A 21,555-nucleotide genomic window follows, 5' to 3' on the forward strand; every position below is an offset into this window, starting at 1 on the left:
GAGGCAATCCTGCTAGTGGAAATTGAAAGGGCGGAGCGCGAGTGACAGAATCGATTCTGGTTATTGAGGATGAGGTTAGAATTGCCCGGCTGCTGCAGATTGAGCTGGAGTGTGAGGGATACCGTGTGTCTATTGCCGGCAGCGGCCATCAGGGGCTGGAGATGTATCAGGAGGAGCAGCCGGATCTGCTGCTGCTGGATGTCATGCTGCCCGGATTCAGCGGGATCGAGCTGCTGCGGCGTATCCGGGCGGTGGATGCTGAGACTCCCGTGCTGCTGCTTACAGCCAAAAGCTCGGTAGAGGACAAGGTCTCCGGCCTTGATCTGGGGGCCAATGATTATATCACCAAGCCGTTCCAGATCGAGGAGCTGCTGGCGCGTGTCCGCGCGGCGCTGCGGCTGGCCTCGGGCCGGAAGACCACGGAAGCCGCCTCCCGGCTGCGGGCAGATGATCTGGAGCTGAATGAAGCGACCCGTGAGGTGAAGCGCGCCGGGAGAAGTATAGAGCTGACACCGCGCGAGTTCGATCTGCTGGTGTTCCTGCTGAAGAACAAGCGTCAGGTGCTGAACAGGGAGCAGATTATGGCTGCGGTGTGGGGATACGATTATTACGGGGATACGAATATCGTGGATGTCTACATCCGTTATGTCCGCAAGAAGATTACGCAGGGTAATCAGGAAGAGTTGATTCATACCGTACGCGGCATTGGTTATGTGCTGAAGGATTCGCCATGAAGCTGCGCAGTACAATTCATCTGTATTCCAGTGTGCTGTTTGCCGTGCTGCTTATCGTCATGAATCTGTTCATCTACACCGTGTTCAGCCGGATGTCCTTGAACAGCCAGCTGGAGCAGGCGGCTGCTTCGGCAGCCAGGATCGCAGCCGATATGAGAAAGGCAGGAAGCGGGGCCACGGTAACCCAGCTGCTCCGCGCCTATGTGCCGGTGGAGGGGATGCTGCGGCTGCTTGCGCCGGACGGAAGCGGCCCGCCGCCGGTGACGTCAGCCTCCGGGCAGGAGATCAGCCGGCTGAAGCCGGTCTATCATTCAGCGAAGCAGGCGGAAATTATTCAGGCGGGCGGACACTCTTATGCGTTCGTGAGCATTCCGGTGATCTGGATGGACGGGAATGTCCTGAATGTCCAGCTGACCACAAGCCTGGAGAGTACGACGAATACCCTTCGCGTGCTCCGGCTGGTGCTGGCCGGGGCTACGCTTGCCGTGCTGCTGCCGTTGCTGCTCTCCGGCCGTCTTTTGTCAGGGCTGATCATGCGTCCCATCGTCCACATGACGGCTACTATGCAGGAGATCCGGCGCAGCGGCCAATTCCGCAGGCTGACGCTGAAGGAGAGCTCCAAGGATGAACTGGTGGAGATGGGGCGTACCTTCAACGAGATGATCGGCCTGCTGGAACGCAACTATCAGAAGCAGGAGAAGTTCGTGTCGGATGCATCCCATGAGCTGCGCACCCCGCTGACGGTTATTGAGAGCTATGCCAGCCTGCTGAAGCGCAGAGGACAGGACCACCCGGAGCTGTTCCAGGAATCGGTGGAAGCCATTCATACCGAAGCGATCCGCATGAAGGAAATGACAGAGCAGCTGCTGCTGCTGGCGAAGCATCCCGAGCAGTGGGAGCTGGAGATGAAGCAGGTGGATCTGGTGGAGCTGGCCCGTTCATCGGCTAAGGCTTTTGATAAGGCGTACGGAAGAGAGATCAGGGTTCAGGCAAAAGGTCCAATTGAAGGATATAGCGATGAAGCCAAGCTCAGGCAGCTGCTGTTCATCTTCCTGGACAATGCCCGCAAATACAGTGACGGCGAGATTACGGTCAGTCTGGAGGCTGCCGGAGCAGAGCGGAGGATTGTGATTACCGACCAGGGAATTGGAATCTCCCCGGAGGAGCTGCCGAAGGTATTCGACCGGTTCTACAGAGTGGATGAGGCCAGAACCCGGGAGCGTGGAGGGGCAGGTCTGGGCCTGTCGCTTGCCGCAGAAATCGCCGAAGCGATCGGAGCCAAGCTGTCTATGGACAGTGCGGTAGGCAGCGGTACCTCGGTGACGATCCGGGTTGCCGCAGAGAGCAGGGGGCAGCTATGACCAAGAAACAGGTGAGCAAGATGCGGAAGAACAGGAGCAGCTGGTACAAGGCGGGCCTGATGGCGGCGGCTGGTCTGCTGCTGGTCTTGGCCGCTCTGTGGTGGCTGAACAGACAAGAGTCCAAGCCGCTGCTGACCAGAGCGCAGGCGGAACAGGCAATACTGGACGAATATCCCGGACAGCTGGAGGGCTTCAGGCTGCAGTCGGGAAATTATACAGGTGAGCTGCAGACTGCCCAGGGGCGGTATGAGCTGAAGCTGGATGGAGCCACCGGGGAGATTATCTCCATCGTGCTGCTGAAGCGTGCAGACCATCCGGCGGTCCGGCCGACAGCCTCCGCTTCTCCCGTGCCGTCCGGCGGAGCTGCCGCAACCCCTTCGCCAGCGCCCCCGCCAACCGCTGCGGGGGTAGTCACCGAGAAGGAGGCGGTCCGGCTCGCGCTCCAGGAGGTCCCGGGGGAAGTGGACGATGTGGATACAGAGATGGATGACTCGGGCGCTTTTTATCTGGTGGAGATTCATACGCCGGACGGACGGGAAGCCGTGGTCCAGGTGAACGCGATCTCGGGCAGCATCATGTCTGTGACCTGGGAAGAGCCGGATGAGGACGATTCTTAGAGAAAATTCATTTTCTCAGCAAATTCTAATGTTCGTCACGCTGTTCTCTCATGTTGGCACGTTATATTTACTACATGAGCAGCACAGATTGAACTTAGGAGGCGGCATACATGAAGAAGAAAATATGGAGCAGCATAGCAGCGGCAGCCTTGCTTCTCGGAGGCGCTTATGGCATCGGCGAGGTGCAGGGCGGCAGTACGGCAGAGGCGGCTGCATCCGTGAAGAGTCAGGGCAAAACGCTAATTGGTGTAGCTAAAGCCGAAGCGGCTGCCTTGAAGGCAGCACCTGGACAAGTGGAAAGCATTGAACTGGAGAAAAAGGCCGGCAGCACGTATTACGAGATCGAAATCCAGCAGACCCGGCAGGAGATTGATGTACGGGTGGATGCTTATACCGGTAAGGTTCTAAGTGTCCGCAAGGATAAAGATTCAGATGATGACCACTATGCGGAAGCAGCGGCCTCTGGGGGGAAGCTGATTACCGCAGGCAGAGCTGCTGAGGTGGCGCTGGCAGCCGTGAAGGGAACCGTCACTGATATTGATCTGGACCGGGACCGGGGAACAGCCGTATATGAGGTTGAAATCAAAAACGGCAGGGTTAGCACAGAAGTAGGAGTCGATGCGTACACCGCCAAAATTGTGTACACGGATGTTGATTCCGACGACGATGACGATTGACAGGTAAAAGAGAGGCAGCCGGTTTGGACGGCTGCCTCTTTTTTAGTATTTCGCTCCCGTATACACATGGACAGCATCCCGCAGGAATGCGGCCATGCCGGGGCGGCGCTGGTCGTAATAAGCGGTGAAGCGCTCATCATCGACATACATCTGGGCGACACCGGCATGGGCTTCCTTGGTGTACGTCTCCCAATAGAAGCTGAGCCACTGGCGGTGCAGGTCGGCGGCCTTCTGCGCCAGCTCGCTTGCCGAGTCGCCATCCTCCATCGCCTGCTCCAGTGATGCGAACATGTCCGCCTCCAGCTGCTGAAGGGCAGCATACTGCTCCTCTGTCATATTGTGCAGCTTGCGGTTCGACTGCTCTACGGCTTCTGCGCCGTATTTCTCCCGGATCTCCTGCCCGTATTTCTCCTCGTTATCCTCAATCAGCTTCTGCTTGAAGCCTGCGAATTTCTCCTGATTGCTCATGGTATTTCTCCCTTCTGTGTGTGCAATGGTCTGCTCGACGTTCGCGATGAGCCGGTCCAGATGCGCTCTGCGCTGAAGCAGCAGGTCATGGTGCTCGCGCAGGGCGCGGACCCCGTCGAAGGAGGGCGAATGGACAATGTCCCGGATCGCCTCCAGGCTGAAGCCCAGCTCCCGGTAGAACAGAATCTGCTGCAGCAGGTCCACCTCGGCCTGGCCGTAGATCCGGTATCCTGAGGAATTGGTTCTGGCCGGCTTCAAAAGGCCGAATTCGTCGTAATACCGCAGGGTCCGTGCACTGATCCCCGCAAGCCTCCCCAGCTTCTGCACCGTATATTCCATGCTCCTGTCCGCCTCCTAACTGTCTCTGGCAACTCCGGCAGAGAATGGTCTTCAAGGCCTTCCCGCCGGGTAAGCGGCCGCTTACAAACTTAACTGTACACTTTGACGTAACGGCAAGGTCAACACTTATTTTGTAGAATATCCAGACAGCGTGCCGGGTAACCGGGAGAGCCGGAAAAGCTGGAAAAGCTGGAAAAACCGGAAAAACCGGAAAGGCAAACAGCGGCAACCGCTCCAGACTGTGCCCGGAGAGATTGCCGCTGCTATGCGGGGGATAGGGTTATTTCTTGCCAAGCTGGGCTGCGAAATACGCCTTAAGCTCCGCCAGCTTCCGGGGGTCTGCCAGGGCATCCTCCTTAGGGAAGTAATGCTCGGCGACCAGCTCCCAGGTGGGAACAATCTTCTGGGCGGTCATCGCTTTGATGGCGATTTTGACTGTCTTGCGCTCCCGCGCATTCGAGAAGGTATCGACATAGTGCTGGGAGCGTCCGAAGTCCAGCTCGCTGAAGACTGCGCGGAAGATCTCCGCCGTCATCTTCGCATCATCCAGCGCGCGGTGGGCGGAGCCGGAAGGCTCCAGGTTCAGCAGGGCCATGGCCCCTTCCACGCTGATGTCGTTAGTGAGGCCGCGGGCACGCAGCAAGCCTTTGAGCAGATCGAAGTAGGTCGCCTCCATCCAGTAGGAATCATCCATCTTGTGCATCCGTACATCCTGGATGATCCGCTTCATATCCTCGCCGCCCCAGGTGAGGAACAGCACGCCGTCTGTACTCTGATCCAGCCAGGCGCGGAAGGCGGTAATCACCTTCGGGAACCGGCTGGCGACGTCGATATCCTCCTGGGGGATGCCGGTTTTTTTCTTAATAAATGAATTCAGGGTGGAGAAGTATATGGGCTTGATCAAGGCTGAGAACTCATCCTTCATCTGCAGGGCAGCATCTAACCGGACCGCTCCGATCTCAATGACCTCCATGGGATGCTCGCTGGCAAATTTGCGGCCGTTGAATTCGATGTCCAGAATAATATAATCCACAGGTAATGCCTCCGTTTCAGTGACTGGCGCCAAGATTGCACGGAAATGCGCCGACCCTTCTATTTTAGCAAAAAAAGAGCTTGCATGGGAAATAAGGAAATCGAATAAGTAACGGGGAGTCATGGGAGAACAGAATAATATTGAAATATCCCGCTGGTTCGGGTGTGACATTTCTCTCTGAATCGGGTAATGAACTAGATGGTTTGTCAATTTGGGCTGTTGTTGAGAGGAGGGAAGGCCATGAAGCTGTATGTTACCGTCAAAAGCCTGGGCAAACGCAAGGCAGTGCTGGAGCGAAAAGAGCTGGTGTTGGCGGCCCGTCCGCAGACGCTTCGCGCGCTGATCGCGGAGATTGTCGCCGGGCAGGTGCAGGCCATGCGGGAACGGCAGGAGCAGGGGGAGCTGATCCCATACCTGACCGCAACTGAAATTGCGGAGCAGGGCGATAACGGCAAGGTCGGGTTCGGCGCGGTCTATGGCGAAGCGAAGCCTGAGGTGGAGCAGGCCACGGCTGCGGCACTGCTTGCTTACGAAGACGGGCTGTATAAGGTGTTCGTGCAGGAGAAGGAATGTTCTGCGCTGGATGAACCGCTGGAGATCGAAGAGGGCAATGAGCTGACGCTGATCCGGTTCACGATGCTGGCCGGAAGATTATGGTGAGGGAGATGACAGGATGAAGTTCGGAAATGAACAATGGGAGACCGAGTGGTACGAAGCGATCGAGAAGAGAGCCGGGGAGCTGAAAGGTGAAGACGCTGAGCTTGCGGTGCTGCTGGCCGGGTTCAGCAAGAACCGTTACCTCCATGAAGGGGAAGAGTCGCTGGACCGCTGCATGAGTATACTGGAAGCGCGTGCAGACGCTGCCCGGAGTGATTTTGCCGGTTACTGGGAGCCCTTGTTCCAAGCCATGCAGCAGCTATACAGCGCTCATACGGTTGAACTGGCCCGTTACATAGTTAACCATGCCGTGGAGTATCCCTATTCGATAGGGTATCTGCGCCGGCCGTTCCGTACCCGGGACGTTCAGCCGCACCGGCTGCAGATCCTCCGCAGAATCAATGCCCTGATCTATATGGAGATGGTTGAATTCTCGCTGCCGGATTATTTGACAAGTAATCTGGATAAGGATTACAGCACCTCCTACCGTGTGGAGATTGCCGTTCCTGATGTGGTGGCCTATGAGCTGGACCGCGGCGGCAGCGGGATGGAGGATCTGCTGAAGGAAGCGGTGTACGGCGACAATCAGGGGGCGCAGCTTAGCCACAGTATGCTAAAGGGCGTATTCCTGAGCCACAATCAGGCGGCTATACAGATGGTAGGCGAGCTGCTGGTCGCCGCACGTCTGCAGGAGGGGCTGCGGCAGTCCATTGTCGAGCGGATGGATGAGGGAACGATAGAGAACAACCTCTACATGCTGAAGGTCATTCTCGACAACGATCTGGTGCGCTACAGCTCGGTGGTGCGTGCCCTGGGCGTATGGACAGGCATGGGCCTGGAGGCGCAGAACCAGCGGGTGGCGAAGCAACTGGTGGAGGGAGCCTATCAGGTGCTGACCGATGCAGCGCAGCGCGAGGCGTGGCTGGCCAGTGAGAATGCTAACCATGTCTACCTCGGCTTGTGGGGGGCGGCTGTGTACGAAGAGAATGAGCTGCCCGGCAAGGTTGATGCCCTCATGGAGCAGGGACAGCTGTATCAGAAGATTGTAGCCCAGTATGTGCTCTCGAACAGCCAGAACCAGGAGGTCCGCCTGCGCAGCGCCCGGCAGCATCTGAATGAGCAGGAGCCGGAGCTGCTGTATTGGATTCTGATGAACTACGACTACGATTATGACCGGATGTGGAGAGGGCCGAAGGATAACGGTCCGAGGATCGAGGTCAGAACCAGCCCGCAGCTTGCGGATAAAAGCGAGCGGCGGCGCGACTTCAGCCTGCTGATGAATATCTTCCTGAATCCGGACAGCCGGGAGCTGACCGGCCCGTCCAAGGTGCTGGATTTCCTGCAGGTTAACTATACCCGTGATCTGCCCGCGCAGAAGATGCTCTACCTGACCTCCTACGACATGGACCCGGCCTGGGTGAACGAACTGCTCGCCCTGAAGGACAAGCTTAGCCCGGATATGCGCGGGGAGCTGCTGAACTACTTCGTGCAGAATGTAGAGGATGCGGTGCAGCGCGAATTCATCTTCGCCAGCCTCTCTGACAAAAGCATGAAGAACCGCGAGCTGGCGCTGAAGCTGGCCCAGGAGCTGACGCTGACGGAGGATGAGCTGCTGATGGCTGAAGGGCTGCTGAAGCTCAAGACCGGCACGCTGCGGCAGAGCGTCACCCTCATGCTGCTGAATCAGCCGGAGGAAGCGCTGCAGGCCTCCATCCGCAGGCTGGTGCAAGGCAAGAATGCCCTGCAGCGGCAGGCAGGACTTGAGATCATGACCGTGCTGTTCGAAGATGAGGAGCGGCAGGGGCTGTTCGAAGCGGTGCGTCCGCTGGCGGAGGAGCTGGTGAAGCCTTCGGACCAGGAGCGGGAGCTGATCGCCAGGCTGAGTCAGAAGAATGAGTACACCAAGGCGAACGGCTTCGGCTTGTTCGATCCAAAGCAGACGGAGGAGTGGCTGGCTCAGCGGCCGGCAGTGGACGGATTCACGTGGGATCAGGTGTTCAAGCTGTCGCTGGAGCAGATCAAGAAGTTTCTTAAGGATCTGGACAACACCATCCACAAGCACCGCGATGTGGAGTATGAGGTCGAATACTACAGCGGATACAAGGATACGTTGCTGGTCGGGACTACTCTTAGACCGCTGCAGGGGTATTTTGTGAACGATGAGGGGGGCAGCACTTCCGTCGTGGGGCAGTACCCGTTGCCGGAGGTATGGACTGAATTCTGGGACAAAAGCGGCTGGAGCGCCCGGGACCTGATGGAGCTGAACTTCTATATCAGTCTGGATGAGCTGGATGAGACTCTGGATAACTACGACGGCTACGATACGACGGGTATCGACGATGACGAGCTCAGTAAGCAGAAGCTGCTGTCCGGCTGGCGGAAGGAGTTCGCAGCTAAGGTGTACCCGCTGGAGCAGATCGAGGCTGTGATGAAGCTGGTGGACAAGCTGAAGTACAGATGGCAGGTGGAATCACTGCTGGATGCGTTCCGCGCGGACCACAAGAGCCCGGAGAGCTTCCGGTTGGTAAATGGTGCGGTGAACGCCCTGGCGGCTGCCTTCCCGGAAGAGAAGCTTGCGGGCGACTGGCCGTTCCTCTCGGTCCTGGCCGATCCGTGGATCGATATGGTCCAGAAGCTGTGGAAGGGACCGGAGGAGTTCAAGGAAATGTTCCGTACCTGCTATATGTTTGAGGGGATCAGCGGCGGCGAAGAGCGGGACAGCATCATCGGGCTGAAGCACTATGTCGAGGCCTTCACGGACGGGCTGATCCGCGAGGAGACGCTGCTGAAGGAGCTGCTGCTCAGCAGTGATGCCCGCAACCATATGCGGTGGATCAGCTCACGCATGTATGACTGGATTGAAGGCAGTCCGCAGATGGTTGCGCTGCGTACCCGGATTATCGACCGTCTGCTGGCGATTGAGCTGGGACGCGGCGATCTGCCGACCGAGGTGACCGGCATGACGATGGGGCTGCAGCGGATCGAGGGCCTGGAGTACTGTATCCGCATCCTGTCCGGGCTGAACAAGGATACCTTCGTGCGCGGGTACGTGTATGGCTACGGCGACAATATTACGAAGAAGGAATCCTTCAGCCATCTCCTTAAGGTATGTTATCCGCGCGAGGGCGACAATGCGGAACGGCTGAAGACCTTGCTTCAAGAATACAAGCTGTCCGATCAAAAGCTCCTGGAAGCCGCCATGTATGCCCCGCAGTGGATCGAGATCATTGCCGAGCACCTGGGCTGGGAAGGGCTGCGCAGTGCCGCCTGGTACTTCCATGCCCACATCAACGAGAGCTTCTCGGCCGAGAAGGAGACGGTGGTGGCGCATTATTCGCCGATCACGCCGCAGGAGTTCAACGACGGCGCCTTCGATGTGAACTGGTTCCAGTCGGCGTATGAGGCGCTTGGCCAGGAGCGGTTCGAGCTGCTCTATGACTGTGCGAAGTATATCTCCGCCGGTGCGAACCACCGCCGTTCCCAGCTGTTCGCCGATGCTACGCTCGGCAAGCTGAATCTGGAAGAGATGAAGGAGTCTGTTGAGCAGAAGCGGGGGAAAGATCATCTGCTGAGCTACAGCCTGATTCCGCTGAAGGCACAGCGGGAGCAGGACATCCGCGAGCGGTATGAATTCATCCAGCGCTTCCTGGCGGAGAGCAAGCAGTTCGGCGCACAGCGCCGCGCCAGCGAAGGCGCGGTGGCGCAGATCGCGCTGGGCAACCTGGCGCGCAATGCCGGATATGCCGATGTCACCCGCCTGATCTGGGATATGGAGGCGCGTAAGCTGGACGATTATGCCGCGTACTTCGAGCCTTATGCGCTGGATGACGAGACCTATGTCTCGCTCAGCATTGACGAGGAAGGGCAGAGCGATGTTGTGGTCACCAGCAAGGGCAAGGCGCTGAAGTCGGTGCCGGCGCGCTTCAAGAAGCATGAGCGGATCGAAGCGCTGAAGGAGGCCAAGAGCGACCTGACCGGCCAGTTCCGCCGCGCCCGCGCTGAGCTGGAGCGGTCGATGGCATCCGGCGGCACCTTCACGCCGGGTGAGATTGCCGGGCTGAGCCGGAATCCGGTGCTGGCTCCGCTGATCAGCAAGCTGGTGCTGAAGAGCGGCGATGCGCTGGGCTATTACGATGCGGATCAGGCCGCGCTGGTGAGCCCGTCAGGTGAACGGCAGGCCGTGGACGCAGAGGCGGTGCTGCAGATCGCCCATCCGCTGGACTTCTACCGCAGCGGACAATGGAGCCTGTACCAGAAGGACCTGTTCGACCGTCAGGTGCGCCAGCCGTTCAAGCAGGTCTTCCGCGAGCTATACCTGCCGAATGAGGATGAGCTGGCCCAGGGCGTGCTGTCCCGCCGGTATGCGGGCCATCAGGTGCAGCCGAGCAAGACGGTCGCCCTCCTGAAGGGGCGGCAATGGACGGTCAGCTACGAGGAAGGGCTGCAGAAGGTATTCTATGCCGAGAACCTGATCGTCCGGCTCTATGCCATGGCCGACTGGTTCTCGCCGGCCGACACGGAAGCGCCGACGCTGGAGACCGTGCAGTTCTTCGACCGGAAGACCTATAAGGGCGTGCCGCTGGATCAGGTGCCGCCGGTGCTGTTCTCGGAGGTTATGCGGGATGTGGATCTGGTCGTCAGCGTGGCCCATGTCGGCGGCGTCGATCCGGAGGCCAGCCTGACCACCGTCGAGATGCGCCGGGTGATCGTGGGCGAATCGCTGCGTCTGCTGAAAATTGAGAACGTGCGGCTGGACGGCAACTATGCGCGGATTGACGGCACACTCGGCGAGTATGCCGTGCATCTGGGCAGCGGCCAGGTGTACAAGCAGGCGACAGGCGCGCTGTACATTATTCCGGTGCATTCCCAGCACCGGGGCCGGCTGTTCCTGCCGTTCCTGGACGAGGACCCGCGCACGGCGGAGGTTCTCTCCAAGGTCGTGCTGCTGGCTGACGACACGAAGATCAAAGACCCGCAGATTCTTGCGCAGCTGAGCAGCTGAACAGCTGCGCTGGCGGGGGAACGGACGGGGCGCTGCTTACCGCAGCCGTTTATAGAGGGAAGCCACAGGCACCGGTGCTGAGTTTCAGCGCCGGTGCTTTTTGCCGCAGGAAAGGCAAGGTGAAGCTGCTTTTTACGGCTAGGGTGGCGGCGCGCGGACCGAATGTAATCGAAAAACCGATCACATTTTGCTGGAGTGTGGCTCGTGGACGGAATGTAATCGAAAAACCGATCACATTTTGCTGGAGCGTGGCTCGTGGACGGAATGTAATCGAAAAACCGACTACAATTTGCTAGCGGGGGGCGCGTGGACCGAATGTAGTCGAAAAACCAATCACATTGGGTGGCCGCATCATCTGGTTAATGCTGAATATCGCGGGAAGGCTGATGAAAGGAGATCAGGAGAGCGGGGGCGAGTTGAGCAGATTATTTATTTCGCATTCGCGCATATTTACGCCCGGATTCCCGGTCAATAATACTGCGTTTGTAGAATGGAAAGCGGGAAAAGCAGGGAATGGGTCCTGCAATGGCGAATTTTGGAGGGGAAAGAGAGGTATGGGTAATGAAGAACAAGCTCCGCCAGAATGTGCAGTCCTTGCAGGATGCATACGCTTCATTATGCGGATTGACGATCATGATTACGGATCAAGCGGATAAACGGTTGACGGAGCCTTCCGGGTTAACCGAGATGGCTGCCCTCTTGTTCGGCTCAAGGCGAAGAGACGCCGAGGATAAACTTGCCGTTCTGTTAGAGAAGGTCAAGGATATATCGAAGCCTATCGTGTATGAGACCCGCTCCGGGCTGAAAATACTGATCACCTCCATCCGGCTCAGTAAACGAAGGCCCTATTATATTCTTGCCGGTGTCTGGGTGGACGGCTGTACAAAAGAGCTGATTACCGCAAGGATTCAGGAAATTATTGCCCCTGGAGAATGGGGGGACTGGACCGGGGCTCTGAATCAGGTTCCGGTATTGGACCAGGAGGCTGTCAGCTTGATCATGAAGCATTTGCATACGCTGGCTGATACAGTGCAGGCTTTGCTCGAACGGGAGCAGGCGGGGGATTATTCCGATTACGATCTGCAGCTGATGAATCTGATCTATCTGCTGGACCCGGCAAGCCCGGAGTGGCTGCAGGGAATCCTGGGGATCTTCGCACGCATTCTCGGCGTGAAATTCGCAGGCTATGCCAGCGTGGCAGAAGGCGTTGACCAGTTTACGATTGCAGAGACAGCAGGAATACCGCCGAACTGCTCCCTGAAGGGATCTTCTTTTTTTTATGGTGAAGGATTTCTGGGACAGGTGGGGCTCTCCAAGCAGATGGGGTATTGGAGGAATGCCGACCGCGATCTCAGAATTTCTTTTTTTGTAGCCCATGGCTTGAAGCCGAAGGTTATGATCTGTTATCCGATTAAATACAAGAACAAGCTGTATGGGGTGCTGTTCGCCGGAGATCCTCTGCGGCCGGAGCTGACGGAGGGACAGGCAGATATGGGGATGCTGGTGGCCCATCAGCTTGCCGCTTCCCTGTACCATCTGGAGAGTGAGGCGCTGTATGAACGCCAGAAGAAGAGGCATGAAGCGTATCAGGAGATTGTCCGCGCTCTGGTGGCGACCCCGGACAAGGAGGATTATCTGCAACTGTTCATTGAGTGCTTTCAGCAGCAGATTGACTGCTCCTTCATGTGCCTGCTGCTGCATCTGCCTGACGGGGAAGGAACAGAGGTCTATTCCTCCTCTACCGCTCCGGATGAGCTGTACACACTCTATGCGGAGGATGCCAAGCGGATCTATTTCGCTGACGGGATTCCGGGCTTCAATCTGCTCAATAAGCCGATCCGGCGGGAATGGAGGGGGCGGCAGCTGGTAGAGCACCCTATGGTTTTTGAACAGAGGCTGCTGGGGTTGTTCACAATCCAGTTCAGGGATGAACGGCAGCGGCAGGAATACGAGCTGTTCCTTCAGATGACTAATGTTCTGCTGGTTACCAAGCTGTTGGTGAAGCTGCCCCTGGAGCCTCCCTCCAGAGCGGACCTCATTCAATTGCTGCAGGATGTGTCGCTCACACGGGACCCGGGTGAATATAACAGGGCCGTGACGGTTAAGAATCTGGCCCAGGGCTTGCTGGAGCAAATGAACCGTTCCGCCGAAGAGATTGAATGGATCAGCCAAGCTGCCCTGCTGGCCCCTTATGATGTAGAGCTGCTGGCAGGATATTTGGGCGAAATTGAGCCGGTGTGTATTTTGCGTCATATGGAGGGAATTCTATCCGGTTCCAATGGGAAAAAGGATCCAGGAGAAAGTTCCTGTCTCTACTTGGCGAAGGTGCTGATTATGCTGAAATGGTATACGGATAAAGGCAGGCGGGACTGGAAGGAAACACTTCCTGCCCTTATACCCGGGCCGCTGGTTCGGTCCTTCGAGCAATTCATACACCCTCCGCCTGATGCTGCTCTGCAGGAGGGAAGCGTCCGGTTCACTTCCCGTGAAGAGGATATCCTGGAAAGCCTGCTGCTGGGCCTCAATAATAAGGAGATCGCGGAGAAGCTGTTTATCAGTACACATACGGTCAAGAACCACATTACCAAAATCTACGAGAAGCTTGGTGTACATAGCAGGTCGCAGGCCATTTCCCAGGTGTATCAGGCCACGAACAGAACAGATTCCCACAAAAAGCAATGATTGCGCTGAAACCAGGCGTACATTGCTTTTTTTGTGCAAGAAGGAAAGAGGGCCTGTAGAAAACAGGAATATTTTGTCGAAAGATAGGAAGGGGTGGCGATAGGCGCACAGGTTACAGGCTACCCATAATAAAGAAAGATTTGAACGCCTGACCAAATACATATTAAGGAGTGCTTCATTTGAAACTAAACATCCGTACCAAATTGTTGGGAGGCTTTCTGGTTATTGTGGCGTTGCTTGTATTTATAAGCGGGCTATCCATTATGAAAATGGGAGCGATGAACAGTAATTCCTTGCAGATGCAGAGCTATAACTTCCCGGCACTCGTCAATATTGCCGAGATCAGAACCGAGCTGTACAAGCTGCGCGGCGACATGTTCAAGCTCCTCCTGGAAACTGATGATTCCGTACTGGAGGAGACCCGGACAGTCCTTCAAGCGGATCAGGACAAGATAGCAGAGCGGATGAAGACTTATGGAGAGCTCGCACTGAATGCAGAGCAACGGAGTGAGCTTGAGATTATCAAGGAAAATGTGGACAAGTATACCCAGCTGGTACCGAAGGTCATAGAGCTGCGGGTTCAGGATAAAAATGCTGAGGGATACCGGATGCTGCGCGATGCCCTGCCCGAGCTGCAACGGGCCCAGGATACCGCCGATCAGGCTGCAAGTAATGTCATTACAGGGGCAGATGAGCGGATTGACTCTACTGTAGCGAGCTATAGCACCGGAAGAGTTACGATCCTGATCGTCGCCATTCTTGCGGCTCTTGCAGCCATCGGGCTGGCCATTGTCATCTCACAGGGAATCGTAGGTCCGGTATCGAAGCTGCTCGCTGCGATGATCCGCATGGCAGGCGGTGATCTTAGAGAAGAGATTGCCATCAAGAACAGGGATGAGTTCGGCAGGCTGGCTGCGGCGGCGAATGACATGATTGCGAGCTTGCGGAAGCTGATTGGCGGGACGGTGGAGGCGGCGCAGAGTGTGGCGGCTTCCTCAGAGGAGATATCGGCAACTACCGAAGAGATTGCCAGCGGCAGCCAGTCACAAGCTCAGGCCGCACAAAATATCAATCAGCTGGTCCAGGATCTGACCCGGGGCATTGACGAGGTAGCGAAGAATGCCGAGCAGGCCTCGGAGCTGTCCCTGCGGACGCGCCAGGGTGCTGAAGAGGGAAGTGCCGCGGTAAGGGAATCCGGCCACGGGATGAGCAACCTGTCGGAGAAGATGGAGCTGCTGGAGCAGGATTCGCAGAAGATTGGCGAGATTATCGAGGTGATTGATGAGATCGCCGAGCAGACCAATCTGCTGGCTCTCAATGCAGCGATTGAGGCTGCACGCGCCGGAGAGCAGGGACGGGGCTTCGCCGTAGTGGCCGATGAGGTGCGTAAGCTGGCTGAACGGAGCGGGGAAGCGACGAAGCAGATTGCTACGATCATCCGGGTGATGCAGAAGAATACGGTGCTTAGTGTGCAGGCGGTTGGTGATGTATCGGCGTTGTCCGGGCGGACTGAACAGCTGATTCAGGAGATTGTTGGCCGTGTGAATGAGACCGCCCAGCAGATTACTGGTATCGCTGCGGCATGTGAGGAGCAGGCGGCGCAGACGAACGAGGTGCTGCTCTCTATTGAATCCATCGCCGCAGGCAGCCAGGAATCCGCAGCCGCAGCAGAGGAGACGGCTTCTTCTTCACAGATGCTTGCCGGCTTGGCGGATGAGCTGAACAACTCAGTCGCGGTATTCCGGTTATAGAGGGAGGTTGGTCATGCTGGCTGCACGAACTGAACAGTACATCGTATTCCGTCTGGCTGACGAGAAGCTGGCTGTCGATATCCGTGAGATCAATGAGATTATCAAGCCTGAGCCGGTTACACCGGTGCCTAACAGCAAGTATTTTGTGCAGGGAGTCATGAATCTGCGCGGCCGGATTATACCGGTTGTCAGTCTGAGCAGGCGGCTGGGAATGGCTGAAGCGGAGCTTCAGGCCCGGTCACGTATCGTGGTGGTGCAGTATCATCAGGAGGCTATAGGACTGATTGTGGATGCTGTTGAGCAGGTGGCTTCTTTGACGGCAGAGCCTCCGCTGGAATCCCATAATATCCGGGGAGCCCAGTATATGAGCGGTATCGGCGTGAGTCCGGAGGGATTGATCAGCATTCTGAATATCGGGCGTCTGCTTGCTGAGGGATGAGGGATGAAGGAGGGGGAGAGAACAGGCATGAAGGAGTTCCAGAACTTGACGTACTTGGGTGCGTTCCTGGATGAAATGGAGGAGCAGCTTCAATATTTGGATGAGGCTCTGCTGGTGCTGGAGAGCAAAGGATATCAGAATGACATTATTCAGCGGATCTTCCGGGCGGCGCATACCTTAAAAGGCTCTTCTGCGGTCATGGGCTTCAAGCAGCTGAACCGGCTGACCCATCAGATGGAGAGTGTGCTCGAGCTGCTCAGGGACAGGCAGCTGGAGGTATCCTCCGCGTTATTGAATACGTTCTTCGATTGTGTGGATTTCATTAAGCAGCTCCGCGAAGCTATCCTGAACGGTGTGCTTGAGGAGGGGGATACTAGCGCGCTGCTGCAACGCTTGAAGGAGGTGCGGCGGTCAGCGGCGGCAGCTCCGGCAGCCCCGGGGGCAGCATCTGCCCTCCCTGTCCCGGCTGAAGTGGAGCTGCCGCCGGAGGCTGCGGAGCCGGCTTGGAGCAGGGTCCTTGATGCGGACATTAAGGAGCGGATCAAGGCGTCTGTAGACCGCGGCTTGTCGGCGGTGGCGGTCCAGGTGCAGCTCGCAGACGGAGAGCAGATGAAGGTGGTCCGCGCGAAGCTCGTGGAGACCAAGCTGCAGGAGCTGGGAGAGGTGGCCGCCGCTTATCCGGAGCTGAACGGAACTGAGCGGGAGGAGCAGTTCTCCGGAACGGCTGCTTATATTCTGCTTACGCGGCAGCCACAGCAGGAGATTATAGCCAGCCTGAAGCAGATTTCACAGATCGGGAGAACGCAGGTAGACCCTTTTACGATACCGGAATTGGACCCTTCTGCAGCAGAACAGGCGGACAGCCGGAACAGTGTTCATGTCGCCCAGACTGTCCGGGTGGATGTAGAGCGTCTGGAGGGGCTGCTGAATCTGGTGGGGGAGCTGATTATCGACAATACCCGGCTGCACAGTGTACGAACCAGATTGAACGAGCAGCTCAAGGGCAACAGTGACATTCATCTGCTGAATGATATCGCCGGGCACCTGAATATGGTCATCAGCGATCTTCAGGAGGGGATGATGAAGACCCGGATGCTGCCCATTGAGCATCTGTTCGGGCGGTTCCCCCGGATGATCCGGGATTTGGGACAGCGCTCCGGCAAAGAAATTGATTTCATTATCGAAGGTAAAGAAACGGAGCTGGACCGCAGTCTGATTGAGGAAATCAGCGACCCGCTGATCCATATTCTGCGCAACTCCGTGGATCATGGGCTGGAGCTGCCGGAGGAACGCGCTGCCCTGGGCAAGCCGCGTAAAGGGACAATTGTTCTCCGTGCCAGCCACCAGGGGAATATGATTGTCATTACAATCTCTGACGACGGCAGAGGAATTGATACCGGTAAGGTCAAGGAAACAGCCGTGCGAAAAGGATTCGTAACCGCCGAGGAGGCCGGGCGCATGACGGACAAGGAGCTGGTCATGCTGATTTTCCGCTCCGGCATCTCTACAGCCCGTAAGGTCACTGATTTATCCGGCCGGGGGGTGGGGATGGACATTGTCAAAGCCCATATCGAGAAATTAAATGGAGTGATCGATATTGAGACGGTTCCCGGCCAGGGTAGCGTGTTCACGATCAAGCTTCCGCTAACCCTTGCCATCATCCGGTCTCTGCTGGTGAAGCTGGGGGCAAGCACATTTGCGGTTCCGTTAATTAATGTGATTGAGATTTTCAGGATGGCGGCAGCGGATATTGTGACCATTCAGGGACAGGAGGTCTGCACCTTCCGCGATCAGGTGCTTCCGCTGCTCCGGCTGCATCCGCTGCTGCAAATTGAGGAAGGCGAGGGCGAGAGCCAGGCGGACGGGCGTCTGTTCGCAGTCATTGTCGGCTATGCGGACAAGCGGGTCTGTCTGGTGGTGGATCAGACGATCGGCAATCAGGAGATTGTGATCAAATCGCTGGGCAGCTACATTGGCAATGTTCCCTATATTGCCGGTTCCACCATTCTGGGGGACGGCCAGGTGGCGCACATCCTGGATATAGGCTCGATCGTACGTGAATCCGGCTCTGCCGGTGAAGCCGGGCGGCAAGAGAAGTCCGGCACGGATGGCAGTCAGGACCCTGGAAGTGAGAAGTATATCACTTTCAAGCTGGACAATCTGGACTTCGGCATTCCCATCCGCCAGATGAAGGAGATTGTACCCGTACCGGAGATTCATCCGCTGGTCTCCGCACCGGAACATGTCCTGGGAATGATTAATCTGCGGGGACTGCTGTTCCCTGTCTATGATATCCGGCCCAAGCTGGAGATGGGCTGCGGTGAGCAGACGGACGCTTCCCGGATTCTGATCTGTGAGGTGTCCGGACAGGAGGCCGGCATATGGGTGGACCGGGTGTCAGCGGTGCAGCTGCTGGCATGGGAGCATATGGATGAAGCGCCGGAGCATATCCTGCGGAACGCCGGGGTACTGGATGCCGTCTATAAAGACAATCACCAGTTTATTCATCTGCTCAATCTGGAGCATCTGCTCGATCTGGACGCCTGCCGGACTACCGGTCCCGGATTACATGACCCAGCCCCGGTGTGATCTCGCTGAATCCGGCCATGTGGCGGGACTGGCAGGGAATCGGCCGTGTGCTGGCCGCCATGACGATATTGCGCAGATCGGCGGTACCTTCAGCCGGCAGGGCGAAGGTGCGGGTATACGGATAGATCTCACGGAGTGTGGTGTGGATGGCGCTGATCAGGCGGTCCTGGCCGCTGCGGCCCATCAGGTTCATGATTAACGTTCCGTGCGTATTCAGCTTGGCCCGGGTCAGCCCGAAGAATTCAAGGGAGGTGAACTGCGGCGGTGTTCCGGCGGCAGTGAAGGCATCGAGCAGCACATAATCATAGCTGCGGTCCGGCTCCGCCGCAAGCAGGCTCCGGCCGTCTCCAAGCAGCACATTGTCTCCTGCATAGCCGAAGCGGGTTCTGCTGAGTTCAACCACCCTCGGGTTGATCTCGGCCACCCTGAAGCGCTTGTCGGAATAATAACTGGCAAGCGTACCAATGCCGTGCCCGATCAGGAACACATCCTCGAAGTACGGATTGCCTGCCTCCATCAGATGAATCATCGCCCGCAGATACTCGAAGACCACCCGGCGCGGATGGTTCAGGTCCAGTACGCCCTGCACGGCCTCCCCCGAGAATTGCAGCACCCGGAACCGCCCGTTCTCGCCGTATAGCTCGGTTGTCTCGTAGACCTCGATGTCCTGCGGGGAACGGGAGGGTTGGGATGATGATTGCAAGCGGATCAGTCTCCTTTAGCAGATGGGATTCGTTATAACCTACATAGTAACATAATGAAGCCGCAGGAAGGCTATCCTGCGGCTTGTTATGGGTTCTCTGCGGTTGCGGAAATGTGCTAATGCACAAGGCTCTCCAATTCCGGCTGCAGCTTGTTCCGCAGAGCATACAGCATGGCGGCACCGACCAGGAAAGCGGCGGCATCGGCGATGACCAGCGACCAGACCACACCATGGAAGCCGTGTGTTTTGTTGGCGATAAACAGTACAGGGATCAGCGTGATCCCTTGAATGATCGACATCACCAGAGCCGGCGTCCCTTGCCCGGTAGCCTGGAAGATCCCCGTGAACAGGGTGGTCAGCCCGGTAATGAACAGGGACAGGAAGGTGACATGCAGAATGTAGCTGCCCATCTCAATCAATTGCGGATCATTGGTGAACAGGCCGATGAGGTGGTCAGAGATCAGATAGACGGCGATGCCGAAGATGGCGGCCAGGACGGCGATGGATTTTACCGTAAAGGAGACGGTCTGCTTCATGCGTATACGGTCAGCCGTGTAGGAGAAGGCAATCAGCGGTACGACCCCCTCGCACAGGCCCATCAGAATGAACTCAGGGAACTGCAGCAGGCGGGAGGATATGCCGTAGGCCGCTACAGCCGGATCACCGTATTCGACCAGGAAATGGTTCAACACCAGGGACATAGCACCCAGAAAGACGCTCATGATAAAGACGGGTACGCCGATTTTGAAGACATTGGACAGGATGGTCTTGCTCATCTTGAACCAGCGGGGAGAGAAGGTCAGGAATTTGCTTTTGTATTTAATGTGGAAGGCATAATACCCGCTCGCGACGATGTTGGAGACCACCGTGGCCGCGGCCACGCCGATGACACCCCAGTGGAGGACGAAGATAACCAGCGCATCCAGCAGAATGTTGACCACAACGCTTAGGATCATGCCGACCATAGAGGTCATCGCGGACCCTTCAGAGCGCACGATATTCTCCAGGGTGAAGAACAGGACGACGAACGGTGAGCCGATCAGCATAACCATGACATAATCCTTCGTGAAGCCATAGGAATCCGGCGTGGCCCCTAGTCCGTGAACGATGGGAGAGAGCAGCGGCAGGCCTGCGGCAATGACGAGAAGCCCAAGCATCAGACTGCTGTAAAAAGCGAACGAGGACACATGCTTGACCTCATCATATTTGGTCTCCCCGAGCAGCCGCGAGATGAACGTGCCGCTGCCGATGCCGATCAGGTTGCCCAGCGCCATAATGACTGCGAATAGCGGCAGGGTCAAGGCGAGTGCAGTCAGCATGGCCGTATTGTGAAGCGTGCCCAGGAAATAGGCATTTAGAATCGAATAGATCACGCTCATGGAGGTGCCGAGCATCATCGGGACCGCGAAGTGGGCGACAGCTTTGCCTATGGGGGCCTTCTCAAAATAGTGGAGGTTCTCTGCGTCCATTGTGTATCACTTCTTTCTTAGGTTTTGGCTAATCTAACACCGTTAGATTGAACCTTACAGTGTTAGATGATATCATCAAGTAAAGCATCTGTAAAGCACAATCTTACACTGTTAGATAAAGGGATGAATTAGTCGATGAAAAAGCAGCCTCAAATCTCAGAGGAACGGATTCTTGCCGCCTCCTGGGAGCTTCTCGGCGAGGAAGGACTGGAGAAGTTCAGCCTGCGCCGCCTGGCGGACCGGTTACAGATTCAGGCCCCTTCGCTCTACTGGTATTTCAAAAGCAAGCAGGCTCTGTACCAGCGGCTGGCAGGTGATGTCTCCAGGGTTATTCTGGAGGAGTTCCGCCAGGAGGGCGGATGGAAGGAGCAGCTGACAGAGCTTGCTGCAACGGTGCGGAATGTGCTCGGGCGTTATCCCTGCTCAACGCAGCTCATGATGATGACGCTGCCCCACGAGCCGGAGATCATCCGGTTCACCAACCGGATGCTGCTATGCGTAGAGTCCACACCGCTGGATCAGGCGGAGAAGATGCAGGTGGTAACCACACTTGTGAATTATGTCTACTTCTTCGTGCTGGACGATTATCAGCATGAGCGCAATATAGCCACGATGCTCAAGGAGGGGACTGGGCTGCCAGGGGATGAGATGCTTCATCTCATGGACACTATGCACGAACAGGATGTCGGTCTGTTCCGCAGAATGTACACAACCGGATTGTTCAAGCTGATGGGAAGCGATACAGCATTCGAGTTTGGCTTGAAGGTAATTCTGCTCGGCATAGAGCAGGTGATTAAGGAGCATGAGCAGCAGTAGGCTGTGCGGGGAACGCTTATCCGGTTGCGGGTAGGCGTTTTTTTCTAACTTTTAAGCTAACAATAATAACTTTCCGGTGATTTATAGGTGCTAATATAACAATAAAAGCTGATATGAGCAAAAGAAGAGGATTATAAAATAATTTATTGATAACAATTACATAACAAAATATAATGAGAGAAGCATTTGAAAGCGTATAACAACACTTGGGAGGGTGC

General features: G+C 56.7%; 15 protein-coding genes. 11 read left to right on the top strand and 4 right to left on the bottom strand.

Going from position 1 to position 21,555, the window contains the following annotated elements:
* Window positions 1–41: 41 nt before the first annotated feature.
* The 4 genes from MHI24_RS20760 (at window position 42) to MHI24_RS20775 (ending at window position 3,389) form a co-directional block, all read left to right on the top strand.
* Window positions 42–734 (top strand): response regulator transcription factor, encoded by a 693-nt coding sequence (locus tag MHI24_RS20760; protein ID WP_340021415.1) that lies wholly within the window; start codon window positions 42–44, stop codon window positions 732–734.
* Window positions 731–2,095 carry a HAMP domain-containing sensor histidine kinase gene (locus MHI24_RS20765; protein WP_340021416.1) on the top strand — a complete coding sequence of 455 codons (1,365 nt, stop codon included), beginning with the start codon at window positions 731–733 and terminating at the stop codon, window positions 2,093–2,095. The genes MHI24_RS20760 and MHI24_RS20765 overlap by 4 nt, the downstream gene beginning before the upstream one ends.
* Complete coding sequence (locus MHI24_RS20770; RefSeq protein ID WP_340021418.1) at window positions 2,092–2,712, top strand: PepSY domain-containing protein; 621 nt, start codon at window positions 2,092–2,094, stop codon at window positions 2,710–2,712. Before MHI24_RS20765 ends, MHI24_RS20770 begins: the two co-directional genes overlap by 4 nt.
* 110 nt (window positions 2,713–2,822) lie before the next feature.
* Window positions 2,823–3,389 (top strand): PepSY domain-containing protein, encoded by a 567-nt coding sequence (locus MHI24_RS20775; protein ID WP_340021419.1) that lies wholly within the window; start codon window positions 2,823–2,825, stop codon window positions 3,387–3,389.
* 42 nt (window positions 3,390–3,431) lie between these two features.
* Here the strand turns inward: MHI24_RS20775 and MHI24_RS20780 are convergent, their stop codons facing one another.
* Together MHI24_RS20780 and MHI24_RS20785 are read right to left on the bottom strand one after the other, a co-directional pair.
* Window positions 3,432–4,196, bottom strand: coding sequence for a MerR family transcriptional regulator (locus MHI24_RS20780; RefSeq protein ID WP_340021420.1), 765 nt, complete (start codon window positions 4,194–4,196; stop codon window positions 3,432–3,434).
* A gap of 280 nt (window positions 4,197–4,476) precedes the next feature.
* Window positions 4,477–5,229: a 3'-5' exonuclease gene (locus MHI24_RS20785; protein ID WP_340021421.1), complete on the bottom strand. Its 753-nt coding sequence runs from the start codon at window positions 5,227–5,229 to the stop codon at window positions 4,477–4,479.
* A 240-nt stretch (window positions 5,230–5,469) separates the two neighbouring features.
* Between MHI24_RS20785 and MHI24_RS20790 the strand changes: the two genes are divergently transcribed.
* The 6 genes from MHI24_RS20790 to MHI24_RS20815 all read left to right on the top strand — a co-directional run bounded on the left by MHI24_RS20790 (window position 5,470) and on the right by MHI24_RS20815 (window position 18,349).
* Window positions 5,470–5,889, top strand: coding sequence for a hypothetical protein (locus tag MHI24_RS20790; protein WP_340021422.1), 420 nt, complete (start codon window positions 5,470–5,472; stop codon window positions 5,887–5,889).
* Window positions 5,890–5,902: 13 nt separating this feature from the next.
* Window positions 5,903–10,888: a DUF4132 domain-containing protein gene (locus tag MHI24_RS20795; RefSeq protein WP_340021423.1), complete on the top strand. Its 4,986-nt coding sequence runs from the start codon at window positions 5,903–5,905 to the stop codon at window positions 10,886–10,888.
* Window positions 10,889–11,449: 561 nt separating this feature from the next.
* Window positions 11,450–13,570 carry a LuxR C-terminal-related transcriptional regulator gene (locus MHI24_RS20800; RefSeq protein WP_340021424.1) on the top strand — a complete coding sequence of 707 codons (2,121 nt, stop codon included), beginning with the start codon at window positions 11,450–11,452 and terminating at the stop codon, window positions 13,568–13,570.
* 227 nt (window positions 13,571–13,797) lie between these two features.
* Entirely contained in the window at window positions 13,798–15,321 is a 1,524-nt protein-coding gene (locus tag MHI24_RS20805) for a methyl-accepting chemotaxis protein (protein WP_340026744.1), read from the top strand.
* A 13-nt stretch (window positions 15,322–15,334) separates the two neighbouring features.
* Entirely contained in the window at window positions 15,335–15,760 is a 426-nt protein-coding gene (locus tag MHI24_RS20810) for a chemotaxis protein CheW (RefSeq protein ID WP_340021425.1), read from the top strand.
* Window positions 15,761–15,787: 27 nt separating this feature from the next.
* Window positions 15,788–18,349, top strand: a complete 2,562-nt coding sequence (locus MHI24_RS20815) for a chemotaxis protein CheW (protein ID WP_340021426.1) — start codon at window positions 15,788–15,790, stop codon at window positions 18,347–18,349.
* Here the strand turns inward: MHI24_RS20815 and MHI24_RS20820 are convergent.
* Together MHI24_RS20820 and MHI24_RS20825 are read right to left on the bottom strand one after the other, a co-directional pair.
* Window positions 18,312–19,052: a fused MFS/spermidine synthase gene (locus tag MHI24_RS20820; protein WP_340021427.1), complete on the bottom strand. Its 741-nt coding sequence runs from the start codon at window positions 19,050–19,052 to the stop codon at window positions 18,312–18,314. The two genes, MHI24_RS20815 and MHI24_RS20820, sit on opposite strands and share 38 nt — an antisense overlap.
* Window positions 19,053–19,168: 116 nt before the next feature.
* The gene (locus MHI24_RS20825) at window positions 19,169–20,521 is read right to left on the bottom strand and encodes an MATE family efflux transporter (protein WP_340021428.1); all 1,353 of its coding nucleotides are present in this window, start codon (window positions 20,519–20,521) and stop codon (window positions 19,169–19,171) included.
* A gap of 135 nt (window positions 20,522–20,656) precedes the next feature.
* Here MHI24_RS20825 and MHI24_RS20830 point away from each other — a divergent pair, with 135 nt between their 5' ends.
* A complete protein-coding gene (locus MHI24_RS20830) occupies window positions 20,657–21,337 on the top strand; it encodes a TetR/AcrR family transcriptional regulator C-terminal domain-containing protein (protein WP_340021430.1) in 681 nt (226 codons plus the stop codon).
* The last annotated feature ends 218 nt before the right edge of the window (window positions 21,338–21,555 follow it).

Source organism: Paenibacillus sp. FSL K6-1096 (assembly GCF_037977055.1).
In the GTDB taxonomy this organism is placed as follows: Bacteria; Bacillota; Bacilli; order Paenibacillales; family Paenibacillaceae; genus Paenibacillus_AQ.

Bases quoted from the DNA above. Each gene is read 5' to 3' on its own strand.
- MHI24_RS20765 (WP_340021416.1), top strand. From the start codon at position 731: ATGAAGCTGCGCAGTACAATTCATCTGTATTCCAGTGTGCTGTTTGCC.
- MHI24_RS20770 (WP_340021418.1), top strand. From the start codon at position 2,092: ATGACCAAGAAACAGGTGAGCAAGATGCGGAAGAACAGGAGCAGCTGG.
- MHI24_RS20775 (WP_340021419.1), top strand. From the start codon at position 2,823: ATGAAGAAGAAAATATGGAGCAGCATAGCAGCGGCAGCCTTGCTTCTC.
- MHI24_RS20780 (WP_340021420.1), bottom strand. From the start codon at position 4,196: ATGGAATATACGGTGCAGAAGCTGGGGAGGCTTGCGGGGATCAGTGCA.
- MHI24_RS20790 (WP_340021422.1), top strand. From the start codon at position 5,470: ATGAAGCTGTATGTTACCGTCAAAAGCCTGGGCAAACGCAAGGCAGTG.
- MHI24_RS20795 (WP_340021423.1), top strand. From the start codon at position 5,903: ATGAAGTTCGGAAATGAACAATGGGAGACCGAGTGGTACGAAGCGATC.
- MHI24_RS20800 (WP_340021424.1), top strand. From the start codon at position 11,450: ATGAAGAACAAGCTCCGCCAGAATGTGCAGTCCTTGCAGGATGCATAC.
- MHI24_RS20810 (WP_340021425.1), top strand. From the start codon at position 15,335: ATGCTGGCTGCACGAACTGAACAGTACATCGTATTCCGTCTGGCTGAC.
- MHI24_RS20815 (WP_340021426.1), top strand. From the start codon at position 15,788: ATGAAGGAGTTCCAGAACTTGACGTACTTGGGTGCGTTCCTGGATGAA.
- MHI24_RS20825 (WP_340021428.1), bottom strand. From the start codon at position 20,521: ATGGACGCAGAGAACCTCCACTATTTTGAGAAGGCCCCCATAGGCAAA.
- MHI24_RS20830 (WP_340021430.1), top strand. From the start codon at position 20,657: ATGAAAAAGCAGCCTCAAATCTCAGAGGAACGGATTCTTGCCGCCTCC.